This is a genomic window from Streptomyces paromomycinus (assembly GCF_003865155.1).
In the GTDB taxonomy this organism is placed as follows: domain Bacteria; phylum Actinomycetota; class Actinomycetes; order Streptomycetales; family Streptomycetaceae; genus Streptomyces; species Streptomyces chrestomyceticus.
The window spans coordinates 7,412,131-7,438,201 of the sequence record NZ_BHZD01000001.1 but is presented as its reverse complement, the minus strand read 5'-3'; the positions used below and the strand labels follow the sequence as shown (position 1 = coordinate 7,438,201).

General features: G+C 72.7%; 21 protein-coding genes. 6 read left to right on the top strand and 15 right to left on the bottom strand.

Features of this window, described 5'->3' with window-relative positions:
- Positions 1-859 precede the first annotated feature (859 nt).
- The 6 genes from whiA to OEIGOIKO_RS31945 form a co-directional block, all read right to left on the bottom strand.
- Positions 860-1,849, bottom strand: a complete 990-nt coding sequence (gene whiA, locus OEIGOIKO_RS31970; RefSeq protein ID WP_003987139.1) for a DNA-binding protein WhiA — start codon at positions 1,847-1,849, stop codon at positions 860-862.
- Positions 1,840-2,904 (bottom strand): gluconeogenesis factor YvcK family protein, encoded by a 1,065-nt coding sequence (locus tag OEIGOIKO_RS31965; RefSeq protein ID WP_031007127.1) that lies wholly within the window; start codon positions 2,902-2,904, stop codon positions 1,840-1,842. The genes whiA and OEIGOIKO_RS31965 overlap by 10 nt, the downstream gene beginning before the upstream one ends.
- Positions 2,901-3,806 (bottom strand): RNase adapter RapZ, encoded by a 906-nt coding sequence (gene rapZ / locus OEIGOIKO_RS31960; protein ID WP_030023515.1) that lies wholly within the window; start codon positions 3,804-3,806, stop codon positions 2,901-2,903. Before rapZ ends, OEIGOIKO_RS31965 begins: the two co-directional genes overlap by 4 nt.
- Positions 3,807-3,892: 86 nt before the next feature.
- A complete protein-coding gene (uvrC, locus tag OEIGOIKO_RS31955) occupies positions 3,893-6,055 on the bottom strand; it encodes an excinuclease ABC subunit UvrC (RefSeq protein WP_125056955.1) in 2,163 nt (720 codons plus the stop codon).
- 275 nt (positions 6,056-6,330) lie between these two features.
- A complete protein-coding gene (locus OEIGOIKO_RS31950; protein WP_246177666.1) occupies positions 6,331-7,227 on the bottom strand; it encodes a hypothetical protein in 897 nt (298 codons plus the stop codon).
- Positions 7,228-7,231: 4 nt separating this feature from the next.
- On the bottom strand, positions 7,232-7,882 hold the full coding sequence (locus tag OEIGOIKO_RS31945; protein WP_125056954.1) for a papain-like cysteine protease family protein: 651 nt from the start codon (positions 7,880-7,882) through the stop codon (positions 7,232-7,234).
- 408 nt (positions 7,883-8,290) lie between these two features.
- On the opposite strand from OEIGOIKO_RS31945, the gene OEIGOIKO_RS31940 reads away from it, so the two are divergent.
- The gene (locus OEIGOIKO_RS31940; RefSeq protein WP_125056953.1) at positions 8,291-9,211 is read left to right on the top strand and encodes a hypothetical protein; all 921 of its coding nucleotides are present in this window, start codon (positions 8,291-8,293) and stop codon (positions 9,209-9,211) included.
- Positions 9,212-9,260: 49 nt separating this feature from the next.
- Here OEIGOIKO_RS31940 and OEIGOIKO_RS31935 read toward each other — a convergent pair whose 3' ends face one another.
- The 6 genes from OEIGOIKO_RS31935 to OEIGOIKO_RS31910 all read right to left on the bottom strand — a co-directional run bounded on the left by OEIGOIKO_RS31935 (position 9,261) and on the right by OEIGOIKO_RS31910 (position 14,603).
- Positions 9,261-9,647, bottom strand: coding sequence for an MTH1187 family thiamine-binding protein (locus tag OEIGOIKO_RS31935; RefSeq protein WP_125056952.1), 387 nt, complete (start codon positions 9,645-9,647; stop codon positions 9,261-9,263).
- A gap of 61 nt (positions 9,648-9,708) precedes the next feature.
- Entirely contained in the window at positions 9,709-10,866 is a 1,158-nt protein-coding gene (locus tag OEIGOIKO_RS31930) for an MAB_1171c family putative transporter (protein WP_125056951.1), read from the bottom strand.
- Complete coding sequence (locus OEIGOIKO_RS31925; RefSeq protein WP_125056950.1) at positions 10,851-11,402, bottom strand: ImmA/IrrE family metallo-endopeptidase; 552 nt, start codon at positions 11,400-11,402, stop codon at positions 10,851-10,853. The genes OEIGOIKO_RS31930 and OEIGOIKO_RS31925 overlap by 16 nt, the downstream gene beginning before the upstream one ends.
- A gap of 266 nt (positions 11,403-11,668) precedes the next feature.
- The gene (locus OEIGOIKO_RS31920) at positions 11,669-12,079 is read right to left on the bottom strand and encodes a Rieske (2Fe-2S) protein (RefSeq protein WP_125056949.1); all 411 of its coding nucleotides are present in this window, start codon (positions 12,077-12,079) and stop codon (positions 11,669-11,671) included.
- A 34-nt stretch (positions 12,080-12,113) separates the two neighbouring features.
- Positions 12,114-13,562 carry a sugar porter family MFS transporter gene (locus OEIGOIKO_RS31915; protein WP_125056948.1) on the bottom strand — a complete coding sequence of 483 codons (1,449 nt, stop codon included), beginning with the start codon at positions 13,560-13,562 and terminating at the stop codon, positions 12,114-12,116.
- Positions 13,563-13,568: 6 nt separating this feature from the next.
- A complete protein-coding gene (locus OEIGOIKO_RS31910) occupies positions 13,569-14,603 on the bottom strand; it encodes a zinc-dependent alcohol dehydrogenase family protein (RefSeq protein ID WP_125056947.1) in 1,035 nt (344 codons plus the stop codon).
- 177 nt (positions 14,604-14,780) lie between these two features.
- Between OEIGOIKO_RS31910 and OEIGOIKO_RS31905 the strand changes: the two genes are divergently transcribed.
- Positions 14,781-15,782, top strand: coding sequence for a LacI family DNA-binding transcriptional regulator (locus tag OEIGOIKO_RS31905; protein WP_125056946.1), 1,002 nt, complete (start codon positions 14,781-14,783; stop codon positions 15,780-15,782).
- A gap of 41 nt (positions 15,783-15,823) precedes the next feature.
- Positions 15,824-16,771, top strand: a complete 948-nt coding sequence (locus tag OEIGOIKO_RS31900; RefSeq protein WP_125056945.1) for a carbohydrate kinase family protein — start codon at positions 15,824-15,826, stop codon at positions 16,769-16,771.
- A 620-nt stretch (positions 16,772-17,391) separates the two neighbouring features.
- On the opposite strand, the gene uvrA is transcribed toward OEIGOIKO_RS31900, so the two are convergent.
- Positions 17,392-20,463, bottom strand: coding sequence for an excinuclease ABC subunit UvrA (gene uvrA / locus OEIGOIKO_RS31895; protein WP_125056944.1), 3,072 nt, complete (start codon positions 20,461-20,463; stop codon positions 17,392-17,394).
- Positions 20,464-21,051: 588 nt separating this feature from the next.
- Entirely contained in the window at positions 21,052-21,753 is a 702-nt protein-coding gene (locus OEIGOIKO_RS31890) for a TetR/AcrR family transcriptional regulator (RefSeq protein ID WP_125056943.1), read from the bottom strand.
- A gap of 48 nt (positions 21,754-21,801) precedes the next feature.
- Between OEIGOIKO_RS31890 and OEIGOIKO_RS31885 the strand changes: the two genes are divergently transcribed.
- The 3 genes from OEIGOIKO_RS31885 (at position 21,802) to OEIGOIKO_RS31875 (ending at position 25,382) form a co-directional block, all read left to right on the top strand.
- Positions 21,802-23,616, top strand: a complete 1,815-nt coding sequence (locus OEIGOIKO_RS31885; protein ID WP_125056942.1) for an FAD-dependent oxidoreductase — start codon at positions 21,802-21,804, stop codon at positions 23,614-23,616.
- Between the two features lie 329 nt (positions 23,617-23,945).
- The gene (locus OEIGOIKO_RS31880; protein ID WP_125056941.1) at positions 23,946-24,716 is read left to right on the top strand and encodes a maleylpyruvate isomerase family mycothiol-dependent enzyme; all 771 of its coding nucleotides are present in this window, start codon (positions 23,946-23,948) and stop codon (positions 24,714-24,716) included.
- Positions 24,717-24,725: 9 nt separating this feature from the next.
- Positions 24,726-25,382 carry an MBL fold metallo-hydrolase gene (locus OEIGOIKO_RS31875; protein WP_125056940.1) on the top strand — a complete coding sequence of 219 codons (657 nt, stop codon included), beginning with the start codon at positions 24,726-24,728 and terminating at the stop codon, positions 25,380-25,382.
- Positions 25,383-25,481: 99 nt separating this feature from the next.
- On the opposite strand, the gene OEIGOIKO_RS31870 is transcribed toward OEIGOIKO_RS31875, so the two are convergent.
- Positions 25,482-25,940: a lamin tail domain-containing protein gene (locus OEIGOIKO_RS31870; protein WP_125056939.1), complete on the bottom strand. Its 459-nt coding sequence runs from the start codon at positions 25,938-25,940 to the stop codon at positions 25,482-25,484.
- Positions 25,941-26,071 lie beyond the last annotated feature (131 nt).

Here is a 26,071-nt window from a genome sequence, read left to right as displayed (position 1 = left end):
AATGGTGGGAGGTGTGGCCGAGAAGCTCCCGAAGACACCGCCCTGAGGTTTTGGCCTACGGCCAGTTCTTGTGGACTGCGCGGCACCGGCGGTTCGCAGCTCTCCGCCGCGCCCTCCCGGAGACCGGCGAACGCCTGCCCCCACCGGCAGGACGTCGCCGTACGGCGGGAGGGGGAGGGCCGTAGGACGGAGTCTGGAGGCCCGGCCCCGTGTCCGGGTACCGGGGACGCCACCCGGCATAGGCAGCCAGTCGGCCACCGAGCCAGCCCGCCGCCGGACACCGAAACTCCGCCGCACCGCGGGCAGGCCGACCGTGGCACGGGCCCGGGCCCTCCAGACTCCGTCCTCCAGCCCCGCACCCTCCCGAACGTGTCAGGCTGACACGTACGTGGATGGGGGACGCCTGCCCCCACCGGCCGTCACTCGCCGTACAGCGGGAGGGGCCGGGCCGTAGGACGGAGTCTGGAGGGCCGGACCCGCCACCGGACCAAGAGAGCGCCGCCCGTACAAACAGCCAGTCGGCCACCGAGCCAGCCCGCCGCCGGGCACCGAAACTCCGCCGCACCGCGGGCAGGCCGACGGTGGCACGGGCCCGGGTCCTCCAGACTTCGTCCTCCGGTCCCGCACCCTCCCGAACGTGTCAGGCTGACACGTACGTGGATGGGGGACGCCTGCCCCCACCGGCCGTCACTCGCCGTACAGCGGGAGGGGGCGGGCCGTAGGGCGGAGTCTGGAGGGCCGGATCCGTACCCGGACCGAGGAGAGCGCCGCCCGGTACGGGCGATGAGTCGGCCACGGTGTCCAGCGCGCCACCGGGCGGCGAAACCCCAACCCGACTTCCGGCGCGGAACGCGCCATCTCAGCCGACCATGCCGTCCGCCATCTCCTCCGACAGGTTGGACTCCGTGCCGGGGATGCCCAGGTCCTGGGCGCGCTTGTCGGCCATGGCCAGGAGGCGGCGGATGCGGCCGGCGACCGCGTCCTTCGTCAGGGGCGGGTCGGCGAGGGCGCCCAGTTCTTCGAGGGACGCCTGCTTGTGGTCCATGCGCAGGCGGCCGGCTGCGGCGAGGTGTTCGGGGACCTCCTCGCCGAGGATCTCCAGGGCGCGCTGGACCCGGGCTCCCGCCGCGACAGCGGCTCGCGCCGAACGGCGCAAGTTCGCGTCGTCGAAGTTGGCGAGGCGGTTGGCCGTGGCGCGGACCTCGCGGCGCATCCGCCGCTCCTCCCAGGCGAGTACGGACTCGTGCGCACCGAGGCGCGTCAACAGCGCGCCAATCGCATCACCGTCACGGACGACGACGCGGTCCACGCCGCGCACCTCGCGGGCCTTGGCGCCGATGCCGAGCCGGCGGGCGGCGCCGACCAGGGCGAGGGCGGCCTCGGGGCCGGGGCAGGTGACCTCCAGGGAGGAGGAGCGGCCGGGCTCGGTGAGCGAGCCGTGCGCGAGGAACGCGCCGCGCCAGGCGGCCTCGGCGTCGCAGGTGGCGCCGGAGACGACCTGCGGCGGCAGGCCGCGGATGGGCCGGCCGCGGCCGTCGACCAGGCCGGTCTGGCGGGCGAGCTGGTCGCCGCCGGCGACGACCCGTACGACGTAGCGGCTGCCGCGCCGCAGTCCGCCGGGGGCCATCACCACCAGGTCGGAGGAGTGGCCGAAGATCTCCAGAATGTCCTTGCGCAGCCGCCGGGCGGCGATGCCCGTGTCCAGCTCCGCCTCGATCACGATCCGCCCGCTGACCAGGTGCAGACCACCCGCGAACCGCAGGATCGACGAGACCTCCGACTTCCGGCAGCAGGTCCGGGTGACGGGGAGCCGGGAGATTTCGTCCTTCACCGCTGCCGTCATCGCCATGGGCCGATCCTTCCATGCATCCGAAAAATACGGTCGTACGCGGCGGCCAGCAGCTCCGGGTCGTGCCGGGCGGCACCCTTGTGGGTCTCCGCCGTGCCGCAGGGGCTGCCGGGCGCGGCGACCTCCGCCAGCTCGACCTCGCTGCCCACGAGCTGTTTGGCAGCGGCGGTCAGGCTCTCGGTGTCGGGCACGGCGGCCCGGTCGGCCAGCACCACGTCGAAGGCGAGTTTAGGGGCGTGTCGGGCCAAAACCTCCAAATGACGCTGCGGGGAAAAGCCATCGGTTTCGCCGGGCTGGGGTGCCAGGTTCAGCGAGAGGACCTTACGGGCCTTGGTCTCCTCCAGCGCCTCGCGCAGCTCGGGCACGAGCAGGTGCGGGATGACGGAGGAGAACCAGGAGCCGGGGCCGAGCACCACCCAGTCCGCGTCGCGGACCGCGGCGACGACCTCGGGCACCGCGGGCGGGTCCTCCGGGACGAGGTGCACGGACTGCACCTCGCCGGGGGTGAGCGCGACCGTGGCCTGGCCGCGGACCGTGGAGATCTCGTCCGGGCGGGTCTCGTCGTGGCCCTTGACCAGGGCCTGGAGCTCCAGCGGTACGGCGGACATGGGCAGCACCCGGCCGTGCGCGCCGAGCAGCTTGCCGACCAGGTCCAGAGCCTGGACGTGGTCGCCGAGCTGTTCCCACAGGGCGACGATGAGGAGGTTGCCGACGGCGTGGTCGTGCAGCTCGCCCTCGCTGGTGAAGCGGTGCTGGATCACCCGGGACCAGGTCTGGCCCCAGTCGTCGTCCCCGCACAGCGCGGCGAGCGCCTTGCGCAGGTCGCCGGGCGGCAGGACGCCCAGCTCGTCGCGCAGCCGGCCGCTGGAGCCGCCGTCGTCGGCGACCGTGACCACGGCGGTCAGGTCGCCGGTGATGCGGCGCAGCGCGGCGAGCGAGGCGGACAGGCCCATGCCGCCGCCGAGCGCCACGACCTTGGGCGTGGCGCCCCTGCCGGAGCGGCTGCCCGGGACCAGCTTGCGGACCCGGCGCAGCCGCAGGGGACGGGCGGTCATTCGCGCCCCATGTCCCGGTGGACGACGACGGTCTCGACGCCTTCGGAGACCAGGCGGTGGGCGAGCTTCTCGGACATGGCGACGCTGCGGTGCTTGCCGCCCGTACAGCCGACGGCGATGGTCACGTACCGCTTGCCCTCGCGGCGGTAGCCCTCGGCGACGATGCGCAGCAGCTCCGCGTAGCCGTCCAGGAACTCCTTGGCGCCGGGCTGGCCGAAGACGTAGCCGGAGACCTCGTCGTTCAGGCCGGTGTAGGGGCGCAGCTCCGGGACCCAGTGCGGGTTGGGGATGAAGCGGCAGTCGATGACCATGTCGGCGTCGACGGGCAGGCCGTACTTGAAGCCGAAGGACATGACCGTCGCGCGCAGCTCGGGCACCTCCTCGCCGGCGAACTGGGCGTCCATCTTGGCGCGCAGCTCGTGGACGTTCAGGCTGGAGGTGTCGATGACCAGGTCGGCGTCGCCGCGCAGCTCGCGCAGCAGGTCGCGCTCGGCGGCGATGCCGTCCACGATGCGCCCGTCGCCCTGGAGGGGGTGCGGGCGGCGGACGGACTCGAAGCGGCGCACCAGGGCCTCGTCGGAGGACTCCAGGAAGACGATGCGGCGCTTGACGCTCTGCGCGTCGAGGGTGGCCAGGGACTCCTTGAGGTTGTCGAAGAAGCGCCGGCCGCGCACGTCGACGACGACGGCGATGCGGGCCACGTTGCCCTGCGAGCGGGCGCCCAGTTCGACCATGGGCGGGATCAGCTCGGGCGGGATGTTGTCGACGACGAACCAGCCGAGGTCCTCCAGGCACTTGGCGGCCGTGCTGCGGCCGGCCCCGGACATCCCGGAGATGATCACCAACTCGGGGATGGCGGCGCTCTCGCCCGTGTCGGCATCGCGCATCGTGCCCGTACTCACCTGTGCACCGTCTCTCTCGGTCGTGCGGGGAAGCCGGGTGTCCTGGGCTTCCCGCGTGTCGTGCCTGTGCTGCTCGGTACTGCTGCTCATGGTTCCTGCCCCCGTTCTGACGACAACACGGCCGACGGGGTCGCGTCATCCTCGATGATCTCTCCTGTGGCGGTGTTCACGGCCGGGGCGGCCGGGGCCGCTCCGGCCAGCGCCGCCGCGATCGTCTCGGCCGTCTTGCGGCCGATCCCCGGCACCTCGCAGATGTCCTCGATCCGCGCGGCGCGCAGCCGCTTGACCGAGCCGAAGTGCTTCAGCAGGGCCTGCCGGCGACTCTCGCCGAGGCCGGGGACGCTGTCCAGCGGCCCGGCCTTGAGACGCTTGCCGCGCTTGTTGCGCTGGTAGGCGATGGCGAAGCGGTGGGCTTCGTCACGGACGCGCTGGAGGAGATAGAGGCCCTCGCTGCTGCGCGGCAGGACGACCGGGTCGTCCTCGTCGGGCACCCAGACCTCTTCGAGGCGCTTGGCCAGGCCGCAGACGGCGACGTCGTCGACGCCCAGCTCGGACAGGGCCCGCTGGGCGGCGGCGACCTGCGGCTGGCCGCCGTCCACGACGACGAGCTGCGGCGGGTACGCGAAGCGCTTGGGGCGGCCCTCCTCGTCGGTGGGGCCGGTGGCCACGGGCGCGTCCTCGACGGCCGTAGCGGCGGCGGGCCCGCCCGTGGGTCCGGCAGTGGGCCCGTCTGTGGGTCCGGCGGTGGGTCCGGCAGTGGGTCCGGCAGTGGGCCCGCCCGTGGGTCCGGCGGTGGCCGGCTGCGTGTCCTCGCCGGCCGGCGTCTCCTCGTCCCACTCCCCCGTCTGCTGCTTCTCCTGGAGGTAGCGCCGGAAGCGGCGGCCGACGACCTCGTGCATGGCCCGGACGTCGTCCTGGCCCTCGAAGGTCTTGATCTGGAAGCGGCGGTACTCGCTCTTGCGGGCCAGGCCGTCCTCGAAGACCACCATCGAGGCCACCACGTCGTCGCCCTGGAGGTGAGAGATGTCGAAGCACTCGATGCGCAGCGGCACCGAGTCCAGGCCGAGGGCCTGGGCGATCTCCTCCAGGGCGCGGGAGCGGGTGGTGAGGTCGGAGGCGCGCTTGGTCTTGTGCAGGGCCAGCGCCTGCTGGGCGTTGCGCTGGACCGTGGCCATCAGGTCCTTCTTGTCGCCGCGCTGCGGGATGCGCAGCGAGACGTTGGACCCGCGGCGCTCCGTGAGCCACTGCTGGACCGGTTCGACGGGGTCGGGCAGGGCCGGGACCAGCACTTCCTTGGGTACGGCGTCGCCGCTCTCCTCGCCGTACAGCTGCTGGAGGGCGTGCTCGACGAGGGCGGCGCTGTCCACGTTCTCGACCTTGTCGGTGACCCAGCCGCGCTGGCCGCGCACCCGGCCGCCGCGGACGTGGAAGATCTGCACGGCCGCCTCCAGCTCGTCCTCGGCGAGGGCGATCAGGTCGGCGTCGGTGGCGTCGGCGAGCACCACGGCGCTCTTCTCCATCGCCCGCTTGAGCGCGTCTATGTCGTCGCGCAGGCGGGCGGCCCGCTCGTACTCCATCTCCTCGGCCGCCTCCTGCATGGACTTCTCCAGGCGGCGGATGTACGCACCCGTACGGCCGGCCATGAAGTCGCAGAACTCCTCGGCCAGTTCGCGGTGCTCCTCGGGGGAGACCCGGCCGACGCAGGGGGCCGAGCACTTGCCGATGTAGCCGAGCAGGCAGGGGCGGCCGATCTGGGCGGAGCGCTTGAAGACCCCGGCGGAGCAGGTCCGCACGGGGAAGACGCGCAGCATCAGGTCGACGGTCTCGCGGATGGCCCAGGCCTGGCCGTACGGGCCGAAGTAGCGCACGCCCTTCTTCTTGGCGCCGCGCATGACCCGGACCCTGGGGTATTCCTCGTTGAGGGTGACGGCCAGGTACGGATAGCTCTTGTCGTCGCGGTACTTGACGTTGAACCGCGGGTCGTACTCCTTGATCCAGGTGTATTCGAGCTGGAGCGCCTCGACCTCGGTGCTGACGACCGTCCACTCGACGGAGGCCGCGGTGGTGACCATCGTGCGGGTACGCGGATGGAGGTTGGCCAGGTCCTGGAAGTAGCTGGACAGGCGCTGGCGCAGGCTCTTGGCCTTGCCGACGTAGATGACGCGGCGGTACTCGTCACGGAATCTGTAGACCCCGGGCGAGTCGGGGATCTGTCCCGGCTTGGGTCGGTAACTGCTGGGGTCTGCCATGCCGCCCACCCTACTTGGGGGCGGTGACAGCGGGCGGACCGTGGGCGGCGCCGGGCATGCACGCCGGGGGTACGGCGCGGGAAGCGGCGCTGCCGTACGCGCGGGCGCGGGGCACCCGGCCCGGACGGGTGGGGTCCGTCGGGGCCGGGTGCCGGGGGCGGTGGTGGTCTGTTCGGCCGCGGTCCCGGGGAGCCGGGGCCGAGAGCCGGGTCGGGCTCGGAGGCCGGGTCCGGCCCGGGGAGCCGGGGCGACGGCCCCGGCTCCCCGGGCGGGTCTCAGCGGCTGTGGCGCCTGCGCAGCGCCGCGGCGCCGGAGAGCCCGAGGGCGAGCAGGGCGGCGGTGCCCGCGACGGCCGAGGCGGCGGTCACCGGGCCGCTGCTGTCGCCCGCCGTGGCGCCGGCCGCGACGGGCTGCCCCGGCGTGCCCTGCCGGGCGGCCTCGTCGCCCGCGCCCGACGTCTGCGGGCCGTACCCGCCGGCGGCGCCGCGCCGGTCGTAGGCAGAGCCGGGCAGCTTGTCGCCGTACGCCTTCGCCACGCGCTTCTGGTACGCCGCGACGGTGGTGCCGCCCGCGCCGATCGCCTTGCGCGCCTCGGCGTCCAGTGGCCGGACGCGGTCGCCGCGCTGCTCGTACCAGGCGTTGATCTGCGGTTCCTGGAAGACCGTGCCGCCGTCGCCGGCCGCGCTGTAGCGGGCCTCGTCGTCGCCGGTCGCGATGTTGACGACCTTCCAGGCGCCGCCGGACCGGGCGGTCCACACGGACGCCTTCTGCCCGTCGGCGGAGACCGCCGTGCTGGCCAGGAACTCCAGCCGGGAGACGGGCGCCCCGGCCTTGCCGCGCACGAAGTCGGCCGAGAGGACGTACACGGGCACGGTCCGCCCCTCGATCCGCGGCTGCGCCTTCGCGAGGGCGACCGCGCCGTCGCGGGCGAAGAAGCGGGAGAGCGTCGCGAGGGTGTCCGGCGCGGTGGCCGCCGTGCGGGCCGCGGTGACGGTCGACGCGGCGGGCGCGGGCGGCGGCGCGGGGGTGGCGGCCAGCGCGCCCTGCGGCGCGAGGCCGAGGAAGGCGGCGGTGAGCGCGCCGGTGGCGGCGGCCCGTATGGCGGCGCGGAGGGCCGGGGTGCGGCGCCCGGCGGCGGTGCCGGATACGGCCGGAGCTCTGTGCTCGGTCATGGCCTCAGGCTCCGATCCGGTAGAGGGAGTGGGTCCAGGAGAAGGAGTCGCCGTTGACGTAGTAGTTGTAGTCGCCCCAGTTGTAGCGGCTGTTGGAGCCCCACGGGTCTCCCCAGTACACCCAGTTCCTGGCGGTGTCGAAACCGTAGATCACGTGCATGTGCCCGCCGCCCGACGACCACTGGATGCGGGTCTCCACGGGGCGTCCCGCGTTGATCTCGCTCTGGACGGTGCCGTAGCGCAGGTAGCCCGTGACGTACGAGCCCGGGTTGACGCCCATCCAGTCGAAGGCGTTCTGCACATTGCCGAGGGTGGCCTGGTTGTTGGGGCAGCTGCTGCCCTGCGAACGGTTGAAAGCGGCGTTGCAGAACTGGTTCTGGCTGTACCGCTTGCCGTAGAAGGTGGCGATGGTGTTGCCGGAGGCGGCCCAGCACCAGTTGGTCTGTTCCTGGGCCTGCATGGGTATGTTGAGCCGGTTGGCGGCCGTCACCCCCTGTGGGGCGGACGCGGCGGCTGCCGTCCGGACCGCCGTGCCGGTGGGGGCGGGCGCGGCGGTGGCGGGTGCGGCGGGTACGGCGGTCAGTGCGGCGGCCGACAGCGCCGCGGCCGACAGCCATCTGCGGCGTGCGCCGCGGGTGCGTGGTGCACAGGTCATGGCGTTCCTCTCCCGATGAGGGGGGTAGGGATGGAGGAGCGCATCCGGATGCTGGTCAGGAGCATCGGGTGTTGTCGGGAGCAGGTCAACACGCTTCAATGCGGGGTGACATGGGGGTGTGGACGTCCGGTGCCGGGTGTGAACGGCTCGTGCCCGGCGTACTGCAGCGGACAGGCAGGGACAGCGCACGGTGTGAAGACCGGTTGTGAACGTTCACCGCGCGCGCCGGAGGGTTGGGCGATGAATCAGCACATGGCACAGCAGGCACCACATACACCTCATGGAACACCCCGGGGAACACCCCATGGAGCGTCTCAGGAAACACCTCGCGAACACCGGGAAGCACACGAGCAGGCTCCGCACCAGGGGCACCGGACACACCCCGAGAACAGCCCGGCCTCCCCCCACTTGGCCGAACTGACGCAGATTTTGCGGACCGGTCCGTTCCATCTGGCTCTGCGGGCCGCCCTGGCCGCGCGCGGCCTCGCCCTGCACCGCGTCCAGCACAAGCTGGCGCAGCGCGGCATCAAGGTCGGTGTGACAAGTCTGAGTTACTGGCAGCAGGGGGCGCGGCGTCCTCAGCGCCCCGAGTCGCTGCGTGCCGTACGGGCCCTGGAGGAGGTCCTCGACCTGCCCGCACGCTCCCTGCACCGGCTGCTGGTCCCCGAAGGCGGGCCGCGGGCCGAGACGGCGGAGCGCCCCGCCGCCCGCTCCTACCGCTCGCTCTTCGACCCGTCCGACGCCCTGCACGCGCTCCTCGCCGAACTGGAGGCACCCGCGGACGGCGGGCTGCACACGGTCGGCCACCACGAATGGGTGCACATCGGAGCCGGCCGCGAACTGAGCCGGCGGCGCTCCCTCCAGGTGGTGCGCGCCCACCGGGACGGCGTGGACCGCTACATCGCCATCCACCAGGGTGACGCGGGCTGCGACCCGTCACGGGTGACCGTCACGGCCGGGGAGAACTGCCGCCTGGGCCGGGTGCGCCGGAACGCGGCCACCGCGATGGTGGTCGCCGAGCTGCTCTTCGACGTACGGCTGCGCGCCGGCGACACCCACGTCTTCGGGCACAGCTTCGAGGACGGCAGCGGCGGCCAGAGCGCGGAGTACGTACGCGGCTTCCGTTTCGCCGGCGGCCAGTACGTCCTCCAGGTGTGCTTCGACGAGGCGGCGCTGCCGGTCCGCTGCCGCCGCTTCACGCAGACCAAGGCGGGCGCGCCCCGCTCGGGCCAGCAGGAGCTGACGCTGGGCGGGCAGCACCGGACCGTACACCTGGTGGAGCAGGGCGTACGGCCCGGGATCGTGGGGATCGGGTGGGACTGGGGGTGATCCGGGCGGGGCACCCCCGGGGGTGCCCCGCTGGCGGCGTGGGCGCTCTCTAGGAGGCCGGCCCCGCCCCGGTGGCCGGGACGCCCGACGCGTCGGCGTCCGCGGCCGCCGTACGGCCGTCCAGGGCGCCCGCGGCCGCCGCGTTGTCCGCGACGCGCCGTTCCAGCATCGAGATCTTGCCGTCCAGCGGGCGGTCCATCCCCGGCCACACATCGATCCTGATGCTGGCCTGGACGCGCGGCACCCGGTCGGCGACGGCCTCGGTGGCGCGTTTGACGACGTCCATGACCTCGTCCCAGTCCCCCTCGATCATCGTGTACATGGAGTCCGAGCGGTTCGGCAGCCCGGACTCCCGGATGATCTTGATCGCGTCGGCGACGTACGCCGCGCCGTTCTCCTCCACGCCCATGGGCGTCAGGGCGAAGGCAATGAGCACGGTCTTCCTCTCCTCGTAGGGAAACGGCGGCCCGTCGGCGGCGGGCCGCGGCGCGGTACCGTCACCCGCTGCCGACGTGTACCGCCCGGTACTCGCGTACCACGGGAGACCGGTAGGCATCCGCGATCCGCAGCAGGTGACGGACCTCCGCGCCGAGATCGCCCGCGCCGGGGCCCGCGAGATTGGCCGTCTGGGCCCGCGGCGCCTCCCCGGTGCGCCGCGCGTGCAGGGCGGCGGCCAGCCAGCAGGCGGTGACGTGCGCGTCGGCCAGGTGCTCGGGGACGGCCCGCTCCCCCACGTGCCGGCGGACCCCGTCGAGCGTGTCCGGGGTGACGTAGTCGCGCAGCACGATCATCGCGTCGCGGATCTCGATGACGCGCCGGTACAGGCGCAGCTGGAGCGGCAGCACGGCGTTGCGCAGCCGGCTGCCCGGCCCGAGGACCACGTCGGGGGTGACCGCCGTCAGTTCCCGCCACAGCACGGCCAGCCCCCGGTAGGACGCGCGGTCCCGCCACAGCTGACGGGCCCCGGCCACCACGGGCAGTGCCACGCCTGCCGCGATGAACAGCGCCTCGACGCCGGTGACCGGCGAGAACAGCGGGCCGAACACCGGTGAACGGGTCTGGAGGTAGGCCAGTTTGAGCACCCACAGCAGGGATGCCAGCAGGATGCCGGTGCCGAACAGCCGCAGCCCGTACCGCAGCAGCCGGGGCGCGCCGGTACGGCCCTGGGCCCAGCAGACGAAGCCGCAGGTGGTGTCGGCCGTCAGGTGGAAGGCGAAGAAGACGTACCAGTAGGCGTCCGGCACGCTCGGGATGTCCGGCGACGGCGTGATCTGGTTGCGCGCGTGCGGGGGCCCGGTCAGGTCGAGCGCGATGAGCGCCAGCATGACGGCGAGCGCGGCGCCGAACACCAGCACCGTACGGCGCTGTCGCCCCGCCGCCTGGAAGATGAACCACAGCACGGCGGCCGCGTCGACGATGCTGAACAGGTGCGTGGACAGGTCCACCCAGTGGGCGCCCGGCACGAGGCGGGCCAGCACGGCGGTGACCGGCTCCAGGTGCATCGACATGGCCAGCGCGATCATCACGATGGCGAACCACAGCGGCCGCTGCGCCCGGTCCTTGAGACCCTGCGGCGCCCGGGCGAGCACCACCGCCCACAGGGCCACGATGCCGGCGTTCTCCAGCCAGGCGAGGTCCGTCAGCCACGTGAGCACGGCGCCCCCGAGTGGCGGCTGCCCCGCGGGCCCGTACCGGACCGCAGACCCATGCCGGACGCCAGGCCGCCGAGCGTGCCGGACAGCAGCGTCGGCGCGGGCACCCGGCCGGCGCCCTCCAGGATCAGGCTGGCGATCATCTCCGCCTCCTGCTCCTGCCGGTCGGAGTAGCGGGTGCGGCCCAGGGCCCGCCGGATGGACGCCGGGTCCTCGATGTCGATGTACCGGAAGAGCCGGGGGTCCTCGACGGCCATCCGGTGGTCGCAGACCAGGTGGCCGATCTCGTGGAGGATGATGTGCTCCTGGTGGAGCGGGCTGGTCTGGGCGTCGTAGAAGACGTAGTCGCCCTCCTCGGTGGCCAGCCACATGCCGGTCGGCATCCCCAGCCCGGTCGGGGTGGGCAGGGTCAGCAGCCGCAGCGGGCGGTCCCGGTCGGCGGCGAGCCGGGCGCACAGTTCCTGGGCGGAGAACGGCTCGGGCAGCGGTATCCCGTCGATCACGCGCCGGCAGCGGCGGCGCAGTCGCCTCCAGTGCATCGCGGGTGGCTCTCCATGGCTTGTGGGTACAGGAGGGCAGACGACCCGGTAGCGACGCCCGGTCATGCTGCCGCCGCCGGGTGGAGACACGAGGAAACCAGCACGACGACACCCCCTCGCGCGCCATCCGTGCCACGCGTCGTGCGATCGTAGATCGTCACCCGGCCCCCTGTCAGTCCCCCGCCGCCGAGCCGTCCGTTTCCGGCCAACTGCGCTGTGTGACGGCGCCCGGCGTCCACTGCGTCACCCATCGGCCCACCGGGCCGTCAGCCCGCGATCAGCTTCCCGCCCTCGGCCTTGACGGGGACCTCCGGCAGCGGCTTGGAGGCCGGCCCCTGGATGACCTTGCCGGTCGTGACGTCGAACCGGCTGCCGTGGCAGGGGCAGTTGCCCTGGTTCCGCTCGATCTTGTCCAGGACGCACCCCGCGTGGGTGCACTTGGCGCTGAAGCACTTGTACTGGCCCTTCTCGGGTTGCGAGACGAGCAGACGGCTCTCGCGGTACAGCTTGGCGCCGCCGACCGGTACCTCGGCCGCGGCGCCCAGGGCGACGGGCTCGGCGGGCGTCGCGGACGACTCGTCCGAGCCGCCGCCGGAGCAGGCGGCGACGCCGAAGCCCGCCGCGCCGACGAGCGCGGCCCCTCGCAGCACGGTCCGGCGGGCGGGGGGCTGGCTCATGTCGTACTCCCGGGAATTCGGTCAGGGCGCGGCGTCACCCCGCGGCGTCGGCTCCCGACGATACCGGTACCGATCCGTCCGCTTCGGGGTGACCCGACCGGCCTCCGTCGCGGTCCTCCGGATGACCCGAACGGCCCTTGAGCAGGTCCCGTTCGATCTCCTCCAGGCTGCGGCCCTTGGTCTCCGGCAGCAGCTTCCGTACGAAGAGGAAGGCGGCGAACGTCGTCACGGCGAAGAACAGGAAGTTGACGCCCGCTCCCCAGGCGCGCAGCAGCGACGGGAAGACCAGCGAGACCGCCATGTTGAACAGCCAGTTGAACATCACGCACAGGCTCACCGCCGCGGCCCTGATCCGCATCGGGAACAGCTCCGGCAGCATCACCCACTGCACCGGCCCCCAGGAGACGGCGAAGGACGCGATGTACAGGGCGATCCCGAAGAGGGTGAGGGTGGACAGCGCGGCGCCGTACCCGAGGCCGGACAGGTTGGTGACGGCCAGCACGAGCATCGCGGCGCACATCCCGAGGGCGCCGTACAGGAGCAGCGGCTTGCGTCCCTTGCGGTCGATGAGCCGCATGGCGGGCAGCGTCATCAGCATGTTCAGCAGCCCTATGCCGACGTTGGCGAGGATCGCGCCGTCGGAGCCGAAGCCGATGTCGGTGAGCAGCGTCGGCGCGTAGTAGATGATCGTGTTGATGCCGACGAAGTTCTGGAAGAAGACCAGCAGCATCCCGGCGAGGAGGACCGGCCGCAGCCGGGGCGCCGTGAGGTCCTTGAGGGTCAGCGGGCGGCTCTCGGCCCGTTCGACGCGTTCGGTCTCCTCGATCTCGGCCAGTTCGGCGTCGGCCGCGCCGCCCGTACCGCGCAGCCGCGTCAGGACGTGCCGCGCCTCGTCGTTGCGGCCCTTGCCGACCAGCCAGCGGGGGCTCTCCGGCTGGGTGACGATGCCGAGCGCGAGGATCGCGGCGGGCACCACGCCCAGGCCGATCATCCAGCGCCACGCCTCGGCGCCGGCGAGCAGGTAGTCGGTGACGTACGCGAGGAAGATGCCGACCGTGACCAGCAGCTGCATCAGCGAGGTCAGTCCGCCGCGCAGGTGCTTGGGCGCCAGCTCCGTCAGGTAGAGCGGTACGACGACGGAGGCGATGCCCACACCGGTGCCGATCACGAAGCGGAAGGCGATCAGCGTCCAGGGGGTGGTGGCCAGGGCGGCGCCGAGGGTGCCGAGGATGAAGACGGCGGAGGCGGCGAGGATCAGCCGGCGCCGGCCCCAGGAGTCGGACAGCCGGCCGGACAGGCCGGCGCCCAGCATCGCGCCGACCAGCAGGCCGGAGACGACCATGCCCTCCAGGAGCGGGGTCAGCGCGATGTCGTTCTTGATGAAGAGCATGGCGCCGGAGATGACGCCGGTGTCATAGCCCCACAGGATGCCGCCGAGGGCGCCGAAGACCCAGATCAGGGCGTTCTTGATGCGTGCGGGCACGGCCGGTCACCCCTTTCGCGCGGGGCGCGGGCCCGCCGTACGGGAGCCCGGCTGCGGCGCGATGTGGATCTTGCGGCCGGTGCCGGCCCGGAACCGGGCCACCGCCTCGTCGAAGTCCTCCAGCCCGTACACGTCGCTGACCAGCGGGTCGAGGTCGAGTCCCGCCTCCAGGACGTCGATGGCGGGCTGGAAGCTGTTGTGGACGGCCATCGAGCCGATGACGTCGATCTCGTGGTGGTAGACCAGGTACGGCGAAAACTTCGCGGAGCGGGCCGGGTCGGTGACGCCGAACTGGAGGAACGTACCGCCCTTGCGGACCCGGCCCAGGCCGTCCTCGATGGCCGGGACGGCGCCGGTCGCGTCGATGACGACCTCGAAGCCGGGCTTGCGGCCGAGCTGGTCGGCGCCGGTGACGGCGGCGTCCAGGCCGAAGCTCTCGGCGAAGGCCAGCCGGTCCTCGTTGAGGTCCACGACGGAGACCGAGGCGGCGCCGGCGGTGCGGACCAGCGCGGCCATCATCAGGCCCATCGTTCCGGCGCCGTAGATCAGGTAGTGCTCGCCGGGGCGGCGGGGCAGCCGGTTCAGGCCGTGCACCGCGCAGGACAGCGGCTCGATCAGGCCCGCGGCGGCCTCGGAGAAGGACTCCGGGACGAGGTGGCAGCAGCGTGCGGGGACGGCGACCAGCTCGGCGAAACCACCCGCCTGGGTGACGCCGATCGCCTGATAGTCCTCACAGAGGTTGGCGCGCCCGATACGGCAGTAGTGGCAGGCACCGCACGGCATGTTCGGGTCGACCGCGACACGGTCGCCGACAGCGGGGCTGGTGACGCCCTCGCCCACGGCCACCACCTCGCCGGTCAGCTCGTGCCCGGGGACGAGCGGGTAGGGCACGGCGGGCAGTTCGCCGCCCAGGATGTGCATGTCGGTCCCGCACAGCCCGCAGGAGGAGACGCGCACGACGACCTCCGCGGGTTCCGGCCGGGGATCGGGAACCTCGGTCAGGGCGGTACGGCCCGGCTCGGTGACCACGACAGCGCGCATCGGCGCCTCCTCACGTCTTCGTGCGGTGTTGCGGGTGTTGCGGGATGGAGCGGCGTGAACGTAACCCGGGGGTAAACGTTTGCGCAAGCGTTTACGTCTAGGCTGTGATGGACTACGTACCGGCAGCCGGACCTCCTGCCGGCGAAACAGGGCGACGGACTCGGGGAGACGGACCGGATGACGACGATGGTCGATGTGGCACGGCAGGCGGGGGTCTCCGTGGCCACGGTCTCGCACGTGCTCAACGAGACCCGGCCGGTACGCCCCGACACCCGCGCCGCCGTCCTCGCGGCCATCGACGAGCTGGGCTACACCCACAACACGCTGGCCCGCTCCCTGGTCACCGCGCGCACCCGCTCCATAGGCCTCGCGGTCTCCGCGATCAGCAACCCGTACTTCACCGAGATCCTCCAGGGCGTCGAGGCCGGCGCCCTGGAAGCCGGCTACAGCCTGCTGATCGCCGATCCGCACGACGACCCCGCGCACGAGCAGAAGGTGGTCCGGCTGCTGCACGAGCGCCGGGTGGACGGCATGATCGTCGCGCCGTCCGCCGAACCGGCGGGCATGGTGGACTACCTGACCCGGCGCAAGGTTCCGGCCGTCTTCCTCGACCGGCTCGTCGGCGACGCGTACGACCAGGTCTGCGCCGAGAACACCGCCCCCGTACGGCAGCTCGTCGAGCACCTCGCCGACCTCGGCCACACCCGTATCGGGCTGGTGGCCGGGCTGCCCGGACTGAGCACCACCACCGAACGCGTCCAGGGTTACCGCGAGGGCCTGCGCGCCCGCGGGCTGCCCTTCGCCCCCGAGCTCCTGGCGGGCGGCAACTCCGAGGCCGAGGGCGCCCAGGACGCCACCCGGCACCTGCTCGCCGCCCCCGAACCGCCCACCGCCGTCATCACCGCCAACAACGCGATGACCATCGGCACCCTGCGCGCGCTACGCGACCTGGGCCGCGACGTCCCCCGCGACATCGCGCTGGCCTGCTTCGACGACTTCTCCTGGGCCGACCTCTTCGCGCCGCGCCTGACCGCGATCTCCCAGCCCAGCAAGGAGATCGGGGCCGCCGCGGTCCGGCTGCTGCTGGAGCGGCTGGAGGAACCGGACCGCCCGCCACGCACCCTCCGGCTGCCCTGTACGTACGTGCACCGCGAATCCTGCGGCTGCGCCGGACACTGACCCACCCGCCCCGCCCCTCCCCCAGAAAGGCCAGGACTGTCGTGATCGTCGTCGCCGGCGAGGCCCTGATCGACCTCGTCCCCAGCTCGCAATCGCCGTCCGGGGACGGGCCGTTGCCCGCGCTGCTGCCGCGCCGGGGCGGCGGCCCGTACAACACCGCCCTCGCCCTCGGGCGGCTCGGCTCGCCCGCCGCGTTCTGCTCGCGGGTGTCCACCGACACCTTCGGCGAGGAACTGCTGCGCGGGCTGCGGACGGACGGCGTGGACACCTCGCTGGTCCAGCGCGGCACCGAGCCCACCACCCTGGCCGTCGCGGACATCAGCCCGGACGGCTCGGCCGGTTACGGCTTCTACGCCGACGGGACCGCCGACCGGCTGTTCACCCTCCCGGCCGAACTGCCCGACGCGGCGCGTGCGGTGTCGTTCGGCACCTGCTCGCTGGTCCTGGAGCCGGGCGCGAGCGCGTACGAGGCCCTGCTGCGCCGCTCGGCCGAGCAGGGGATCTTCACGGCGCTGGACCCGAACATCCGCGCCGGGCTGATCGCGGACGCGGACGCCTACCGCGCCCGCTTCCGCGCCTGGCTGCCGCACGTCACGCTGCTCAAGCTCTCGGAGGAGGACGCGGAGTGGCTGGCCGGTACCGAGGGGGTCGCGGCCGCGGTGAAGGACTGGCTGGCGGCCGGTCCCGCGGCGGTCGTGCTCACGCGCGGCGGCCACGGGCTGGCCGTGCTGACGCCGGGCGGCGCGGAGATCGCGGTGCCCGGTGAGCAGGTGGAGGTCGCCGACACGATCGGCGCGGGCGACACCGTCAACGCGGCCCTGCTGCACCGTCTCGACGCGCACGGCGCCCTCTCCCCCGACGCGCTCGCCGCGCTCTCCCCCGACGCCTGGCGCGACATCCTCGGCTTCGCCGCCCGCGCGGCCGCGGTGACCTGCTCCCGGCCGGGCGCGCAGCCGCCGTACGCGACGGAACTGCTGGGGCCGGAGTGACGGGGCGGCGCGATTCGCGGCTGTAGCGGTTGGGGGGCGGCGGGTTCGTCGTAGCCGTGGTGGTGCGGGACGGGGGTTCCGCAGGCGTGGCGGTGGTACGGGGCGGGGGGGGCCGCAGCCGTGACGGTGGGACGGGGCGGGGGGCCGCAGCCGTGACGGTGGGACGGGGCGGGGGGCCGCAGCCGTGACGGTGGTACGGGGCGGGGGGCCGCAGCCGTGACGGTGGGACGGGCGGCGGCTGGCACCAGCGTGGCAGTGGCACGGGACGGCGGGTTCCGCAGCCGTGACAGTGCTACGGGACGGGGGCCGCAGCCGTGACGGCGGGACGGGCGGCGGCTGGCACCAGCGTGGCAGTGGCACGGGACGGCGGGTTCCGCAGCCGTGACAGTGCTACGAACGGCGGGTTCCGCGGCCGTGGCGGTGGTACGGACCGGCTCGGCCGCTCGGGGCCTGTGCGGCGGCGGGCGGGCCGCGCGGCGCACGGCGGTCGGGCGGGCCGCCCGCCCCATGACGGACTGCCCACCCCAAGACGACGACGGGCCGCCGTCCCTCCCCTTATGGGTGGGGCGGCGGCCCGTCGACTCGTCCGTCGACTCGTCCGTCGACTCGTCCGTCGGCGATCAGGCCTGGCGGGCCCGCGTCGCCTTCTTCACGGCCGTCTTCTTGACCGCCGTCGTCTTGGCGACTGCGGGCTTGGCGGCCGTCTTCTTCGCCGTCGGCTTCGCCGCGGCCACCTTGGTGCCGGTCTTCGCCGAGACGGTCTTCTTCGCCGGGGCCTTCGCCGCGGCGACGGTCTTCTTCGCCGCGCGCTTCTTCGCCCCGCCGGCCGTGGCCGGCCCCGCGTCGCTGACCCGGTCGCCCAGGATGTCGCGCAGGAACTTGCCGGTGTGGCTGGCGGGCACCGCCGCGACCTCCTCCGGCGTGCCCTCGGCGACGACCAGACCGCCGCCGTTGCCGCCCTCGGGACCCATGTCCACGATCCAGTCGGCGGTCTTGATCACGTCGAGGTTGTGCTCGATGACGATGACCGAGTTGCCCTTGTCGACCAGGCCGGACAGCACCTTGATCAGCTTGCTGATGTCGTCGAAGTGCAGGCCGGTGGTCGGCTCGTCCAGGACGTAGACCGTACGGCCGGTGGAGCGCTTCTGCAGCTCGGAGGCGAGCTTGACGCGCTGCGCCTCACCGCCGGACAGCGTCGGCGCGGACTGCCCGAGCCGGACGTAGCCCAGGCCGACCTCGTCGAGCGTCTTCAGGTGCCGGGCGATGGTCGGTACGGCCTCGAAGAAGCTCAGCGCCTCCTCGATCGGCATGTCCAGCACCTCGGCGATGGACTTGCCCTTGTAGTGGACCTCCAGGGTCTCCCGGTTGTAGCGCGCGCCGTGGCAGACCTCGCACGGCACGTACACGTCCGGCAGGAAGTTCATCTCGATCTTGATCGTGCCGTCGCCCGCGCAGTTCTCGCAGCGGCCGCCCTTGACGTTGAAGGAGAAGCGCCCCGGCAGGTAGCCGCGGACCTTGGCCTCCATCGTCTCCGCGAACAGCTTGCGGATGTTGTCGAAGACGCCGGTGTACGTCGCCGGGTTGGAGCGCGGCGTACGGCCGATGGGCGACTGGTCGACGTGCACGACCTTGTCCACCTGGTCGTCGCCGGAGACGCGCACATGGCGGCCGGGGACCGACTTGGCGCCGTTCAGCTCGCGGGCCAGGTGGGTGTAGAGGATGTCGTTGACCAGCGTGGACTTGCCGGAGCCGGAGACACCGGTGACCGCGGTGAGCACGCCGAGCGGGAAGGAGACGGTGATGTCGCGGAGGTTGTTCTCCTTCGCGCCGTGCACCGTCAGCTGCCGCTTCGGGTCGGCGGGCCGCCGCACCTCGGGCGTCACGATGGCCTTCTTGCCGGACAGGTACTGCCCGGTGACCGACTCCTTGTTGGCCAGCAGCTCCTTCATCGTGCCGCTGTGCACGACCTTGCCGCCGTGCTCGCCGGCGCCCGGGCCGATGTCCACGACCCAGTCGGCGACCTTGATCGTGTCCTCGTCGTGCTCGACGACGATGAGGGTGTTGCCCATGTCGCGCAGGCGCACCAGCGTCTCGATGAGCCGGTGGTTGTCGCGCTGGTGCAGACCGATGGACGGCTCGTCGAGCACGTACAGCACGCCGACCAGGCCGGAGCCGATCTGGGTGGCGAGCCGGATGCGCTGGGCCTCACCGCCGGAGAGGGTGCCCGCGGCACGGTTCAGCGAGAGGTAGTCCAGGCCGACGTCGACCAGGAACTTCAGCCGCTCGTTGACCTCCTTGAGGACCCGCTCGGCGATCTTCTTCTCGCGGGCGTCGAGCTTCATCTCGCGCAGGAAGTCGGCGCAGTCGCTGATCGACATGGCCGAGACCTCGGCGATCGAGCGGCCCTTGACCGTGACGGCGAGGACGATCGGCTTGAGCCGGGTGCCCTCACAGGTCGGGCAGGGCACCTCGCGCATGTAGCCCTCGAAGCGCTCGCGGCTGCTGTCGCTCTCCGCCTCCTGGTGGCGCCGCTTGACGAACGGCACGGCGCCCTCGAACGCGGTGGTGTACGAGCGCTCGCGGCCGTAGCGGTTGCGGTAGCGCACGTCGATCTGGGTGCGGTGGCCGTTGAGGATCGCCTTCTTGGCGCGCTGCGGCAGCCCGGCCCACGGGATGTCCGTACGGAAGCCGAGGGCGTCGGCGAGCGCGCCGACCAGCCGGCCGAAGTACTCCTTGGTGTGGCCGTGCGACCAGGGGTGGACGGCACCCTCGTCGAGGGACTTCTCCTCGTCCGGAATGATCAGCTCGGGGTCGACCTCCATGCGCGTACCGATGCCGGTGCAGTCGGGGCAGGCGCCGAAGGGCGAGTTGAAGGAGAAGGAGCGGGGCTCCAGCTCCTCGAACGACAGGTCGTCGCGCGGGCAGTACAGGTGCTCCGAATACATCCGCTCGCGCTGCGGGTCGTCCTCGTCGAGGTCGACGAAGTCGAGGATGACCATGCCGCCGGACAGGCCGAGCGCGGTCTCCACGGAGTCGGTCAGCCGCCGCTTGGCGCTGTCCTTGACGGTCAGGCGGTCGACGACCACCTCGATCGTGTGCTTCTCCTGCTTCTTGAGCTTCGGCGGGTCGGAGAGCTGGATCGTCTCCCCGTCGACGCGGGCGCGGCTGTAGCCCTTGGTCTGGAGGTCGGAGAAGAGGTCGACGAACTCGCCCTTGCGCTCGCGCGCCAGCGGGGCCAGCACCTGGAAGCGGCTGCCCTCGGGCAGCTCCAGGACCTTGTCGACGATGGCCTGCGGCGACTGCCGGGCGATCGGGTCGCCGCACTCGGGGCAGTGCGGCTTGCCGATCCGGGCGAACAGCAGGCGGAGGTAGTCGTAGACCTCGGTGATCGTGCCGACCGTGGAGCGCGGGTTGCGCGAGGTCGACTTCTGATCGATGGAGACCGCGGGGGACAGGCCCTCGATGAAGTCCACATCGGGCTTGTCCATCTGCCCGAGGAACTGCCGGGCGTAGGAGGAGAGCGACTCGACATAGCGGCGCTGCCCCTCGGCGAAGATCGTGTCGAAGGCGAGCGAGGACTTGCCCGAGCCGGAGAGCCCCGTGAAGACGATGAGGGAGTCTCGGGGCAGGTCGAGCGAGACGTTCCGGAGGTTGTGCTCGCGAGCGCCACGAACGATGAGACGGTCGGCCACGCCGGTCGGCACCTTTCTGGAGAGGGGCGGGAGGCCGCGGCCCAGCTGCGTGCGGCCCTGACGGCGACGGTCGGGCGACCCGGTCGTCCGGGCGCCGAGCCTGGTGGGCACGGAAGCTGGGCGAGCCCCCGCCCCAGGGTATGGGGGCTGCCGCGGCGATGTCTTATTGATGCCACACACGAGCCTATAGCACGCGCATTCGAATTACGGGGTCCGTCGCACTGCTTCACCCGAACGTGTGGTCGCCGATGTCAACGTCCGGCGGCCCGCGTCTCTTCCTGGCGATCATCCACAGGCCGTGCCCCCCTTCACCCACGCCCGTCCGGCGGACCCGGTTCCCTCCGGTACCGGGGCCGCCGGGGCGGGAAACCGGCAGCGGGGTGAAGGTGTCCGAAGTCACGGGCGGGGCGAGCGTTGTTCGATTTTGGGATACATGCCGTGCGGTGCGGCCGGGGCGGCCGTCGGGCGCGCAGCTCCTCGTACTCGTCGGCCGTCCGGGGCGCGGGACTCCTGGATCGTCCGGCCGTCAGGTTCCGGCGATCCGGCCGCCGGATCCCCGCGCTCGGACTGCCGGGCCGCCTCCGGCGCTCAGGACTCGCGCACCGGCGGCCCCGTCCGCACCACCCGTGACAGCGCCTCGAACGTGCGCCGCAGCAGCTCCCCCTCTTCCGCGGCGATCTCCTCGACCGGGACGCCCGCGAGCTGCCGCCGGACGACCGTCGCGTACACGGAGCGGTACCCGGCCACGGTCAGCGCCGCGGCCAGCCTCGGCCCGTACGCGTCCGGCCCGGCACCCTCGGCCTCCGCGAACAGCCCGGCGAGCGTGCCCTCGAACTCCTCCAGCACCTCTCGCCCGCGCGCCATCAACGCCGGCGACTCGACCAGCACCCGCCACCAGTAGCCGACCCACTCCCCCACCCCGGCGAGCGGATGCCGCTGCTCCAGCAGGCCGAGCGCGAGGTTCTGCAACGCCTCCAGCGGCGAGCACCCCTCGCCCCGCTCCCGTACCGCGCGGGTCACCAGCTCCACGATCTCGGGGACGCGGTCGAGGAAGAGGTCCTCCTTGCGCGGGAAGTAGTTGAAGACCGTCATCGTCGAGACCTCGGCGGCGCGGGCGACCTCGGCGACCGTGACGTGGTCGAAGCCGCGCTCGACGAACAGCCGGGTCGCTTCGCCGGAGATCCGTTCGCGGGTCCGGATCTTCTTGAGTTCGCGCAGCGAGAGCCCGCCGCCGTCCGCGGCCGCCCGCGGTCCGCCGCGTCGCCCGCCCTTCTCCGTACCGTCAGCCATGACCAAAATTTTAGCCGAAACAAATTTTTAGTGACTACACTTCGCCGCATGGACATGGAGACAACCGGCAGCACGCACCACACGGACGCCCGCCCGGACGTGGTGATCGTGGGCGCCGGGCCCGTAGGACTGATGCTCGCCTGCGAACTCGCCCTGCGCCGGGTGCGCGTCGTCGTACTGGAGCGACTGGCCGCGCCGGACGAGACGATCAAGGCGGGGGCCATCAACACGCCCAGCGCGGAAGCCTTCTACCGCCGTGGGCTGCTGCCCGCGCTCGCCGAGGTGCAGAAGGAGGCGCTCGGCCGCTTCAGCTCCTTCATGCGGCAGCGGCAGGCGGCCGGGACGACACCCGTGCGCGCGGCGCCGAAGTTCGCCGGGCACTTCGCGGGCATCATGCTGCCCGCCGAGCTCCTGGACGCGTCCGACCCCGGCTTCCACGACGCCGGACCGGCCGGTGACGTCGGGCTGGTACCGCAGCTGGCGCTGGAACGGCTGCTCGCCGAACGCGCCGCCGAACTCGGCGTCGTACTGCGCCGCGGAGTGGAACTGACCGGCTTCGACACGGCGGACGACGGCGTGACGGTGCACCTGCGCCCGGTCGCGGGGGCCGGCGGCGCGGGCACCGCCCAGGACGGCCACCCGGACGGAGAGGCGGGCGGAGCAGCCCTCCGGGCCCGCTGGCTGGTCGGCTGTGACGGCGGGCGCAGTACGGTCCGCCGGCTCGCGGGTTTCCCCTTCCCCGGCACCGCCCCGGAGATCACCGGCCACCAGGCGATGGTGGAGCTGACCGGGTCCGAGAAGCTCGGCGCCGGCTGGAACGAGACGGCGACCGGCATCTACGCCCACGGCCCGCTGCCCGGCCGCATCCTCACCGTCGAGTTCGACGGCCCGCCCGCGGACCGTGACGCCCCGATCACCCTGGAGGAGTTGCAGACCAGCCTGCGCCGGACCTCGGGGACCGACGTCACGATCACCAAGGTGCTGACCGCCACCCGCTTCACCGACAACGCCCGCCAGGTCCCCGACTACCGCTCCGGACGCGTCCTGCTGGCCGGCGACGCGGCGCACGTGCACTCCCCCTTCGGCGGCCAGGGGCTGAACCTGGGCATCGGGGACGCGATGAACCTGGGCTGGAAGCTGGCCGCGACGATCCACGGTCACGCCCCGGAAGAGCTGCTGGACACCTACACCGCCGAGCGGCACCCGATCGGCGCGTGGGTGCTGGAGTGGACCCGTGCCCAGATCGCGATGATGCGGCCGGAACCGCACGCCCGCGCGCTGCGCGAGGTGGTCCGCGACCTGATCGGCACCGTCACCGGCACCACCTACTTCGTCAAGAAGATCTCCGGCGTCCAGCAGGGCTACGACCTGCCCGGCGACCACCCGCTGACCGGACGCAGCGCCCCCGACCTGGAGCTGGCCGACGGCAGCCGGCTCGCCGGCCACCTCCGGGACGGGCAGGGGCTGCTGCTCGTCCTCACCGACGCCCCGGAGACGGCCCGGCAGGCCGCGGAGTACGCCTCCGGGTACGCGGGGCGGGTGCGCGTGGTGACCGGGCGCTGCCCGAGCCGTCCGGAGCTGACCGGGCTGCTGGTACGGCCGGACGGGATCACGGCTTGGGCCGCCGGTACGGACGCGTGGCGGGACGGGGAGGGAGTGGGCGCCGAGGCCGGGGGCGGCGCCGGGGAAGGGGCCGGGGAGGCTGTGGTGTCCGCAGGTGTAAGCACCGCTTCCGTCCGTACGGCCGGTGCGGCGACCGCCACCCGGACGTCGGCCGCCGATACCCGTACGACAGCCGAAACCGGCTCCCTCGACGACGCGTTGCGGCGGTGGTTCGGTGCTCCTGTCGGAACGGCCGGGTGACGGACGCGGCACTGCGGTTCTGCGGCGCTGAGGCACCGCGGTTCTGAGGCGATGAGGCTCTGAGGCGATGAGGCTCTGAGGCGATGAGCCGCTGAGCCCGCCGAGCCCGCCGAGCCGCTGAGCCCGCCGAGCCGCTGAGCCCGCCGAGCCGCTGAGCCCGCCGAGCCGCTGAGCCGCCGAGGCGCTGGCCGGACCGGCTTCCCACCGGCCCGGCCAGGCCCGCGAGCTGCCCCCACGCCGCGTGCGCCGCCCGCGTACGCCCTCCCGCGTACGCCCGGATCCATGCAGGCCGACTCCCGCAGACGCCGCCGCGGCGCTAGCTTCGGACCATGACCGACAACGTGCCCGACTCCACACCGGGTTTCGCACAGGACACCGCCTCCGTCCGTGAGGCGACCGACCGACTGCTCGTCGACGTGGGCAAGTTGGACGACGAGGCGATCGGAGAACCGTCACTGCTGCCCGACTGGACCCGCGGCCATCTGCTCGCCCACGTAGCACGCAACGCCGACGCCCTGGTCAACCTGCTGACCTGGGCACGTACCGGCATCCGTACCCCGATGTACGCGAGTGCCGAGGCCCGCAACGCCGACATCGCCGAAGGCGCCGACCGGCCGCTCGCCGTGCACCTGGACGACCTGCGGTCCAGCGCCGAGCGCTTCGACGCGGCAGCGGCGGCGCTGCCGCCCACCCGCCGGCAGTACGAGCTGGAGATGCGCAACGGCGTCCTGGAACGCGCCGCCCGGCTGCCGTTCCGCCGGCTGACCGAGGTCGAGCTGCACCGGATCGACCTCGGGGTCGGTTACGGCATCGAGCAGTTGCCGACGGCCTTCGTCGACGCCGCACTGGCCTTTCTGACCGGGAAGAAGTTCGCGGGGCACGTCGACGTACCGGCCGTGGAACTGCGCACCCCCGACGGGCGGCGCTGGCGGACCGGCCGTACGGAGCACACGGGCAGGGTCACCGAGGACGCCGGGGACGTCCCGTACCTGGTGGTGTCCGGGGCCCCCGCCGAACTGGTCGGCTGGCTCACCGGCCGGGCCAAAGGCACCGGCCTCGACACCCGGGGCGGCCCCCTTCCGGCCCTTCCGCCGCTTTAGGGTGGAGCCATGAGTTACACGGGAGCAGTGAAGGTCGGCGGACCGGCCGACGTGCACGAGCTGGCCGACCTGATGATCTCCAAGGTCGCGGTCGGCCCCATGGACAACAACGCCTACCTGCTGCGCTGCCGGGCCACGGACGAGCAGCTGCTCATCGACGCCGCCGCCGAACCGCACACCCTGCTCAGCCTGATCGGCGACAGCGGCATCGCCTCCGTGGTGACCACCCATCAGCACGGCGACCACTGGGGCGCGCTGCGTGAGGTCGTGGACGCGACGGGAGCCCGCACGTACGCGGGCCGCTACGACGCCGAGGGCATCCCCGTACCGACGGACGTGCCCGTCGAGGACGGCGACACCCTCACGGTCGGCCAGGTGCGGCTGACCGCCCGCCACCTGGTCGGCCACACGCCGGGCAGCATCGCGCTGATCTACGACGACCCGCACGGGCACCCGCACGTCTTCACCGGCGACTGCCTCTTCCCGGGCGGCGTCGGCAACACCTGGAACGACCCGGAGCAGTTCGCCAGCCTCCTCGACGACGTCTCGGCCAAGCTCTTCGACCAGATGCCCGACGAGACCTGGGTCTACCCGGGGCACGGCTCGGACACCACGCTGGGCGCGGAGCGCCCGCACCTTGCCGAGTGGCGCGCACGCGGCTGGTGACGGAACGGACGGCCGGCGGCCGCCCGCCCGGTCAGCGGACCGGTGCGGGCGGCCGTTCCGTCAGCGGTTCACGGCGGACGGGTGCGGGCGGCCGTCCCGTCAGCAGTTCACGAAGGCGCGGCGCGCGTTGTTGTAGCTGCAGCTGTCGACGCGCGCGCCGGACGGCTTCTTGAGGGTCGCCGTGTCCTTGGTGTTGTTCCACACGTAGGCACGGCTGTTCTGGTAGCGGTGGGCCGCCGTGTCGCGCCCCTTGCCGGTGTGCACCGTCACGGTCTTCCCCGCGCCCAGGCTGTACGTACCGAAGGTGTACGTGTGCCGGGAGGCGTCGGTCAGCTTCCAGCCCTTGAGGCTGACGGCGCGCGAGGTGGAGTTCTTGATCTGCACATACTCGGCGTTGAGGCTGGCGTTGGAGCCGTTGTCGCTGCCGGGGCTGTTGTAGTAGATCTTCGTCAGGTGCACGGAGCCGGCGGCGGACGCCGGTGCCGCCGTGACGAGCCCTCCGACCGCCGTGGCTGTCGCGAGTGCGGCCGCGGCGGCCGCCTTGGTGTGATGACGCATGGTCCCCCCTCGGGACAGTGCGCGCCGGACGGGCCGTGGCCGGTGGGGCGTCGGTCTCCTCCGGGCGCGCGACCAACGATGCGCGCACTGTACGGGGTCGTGGGGGCGCGGGCGTACGCAGGGTGCATATG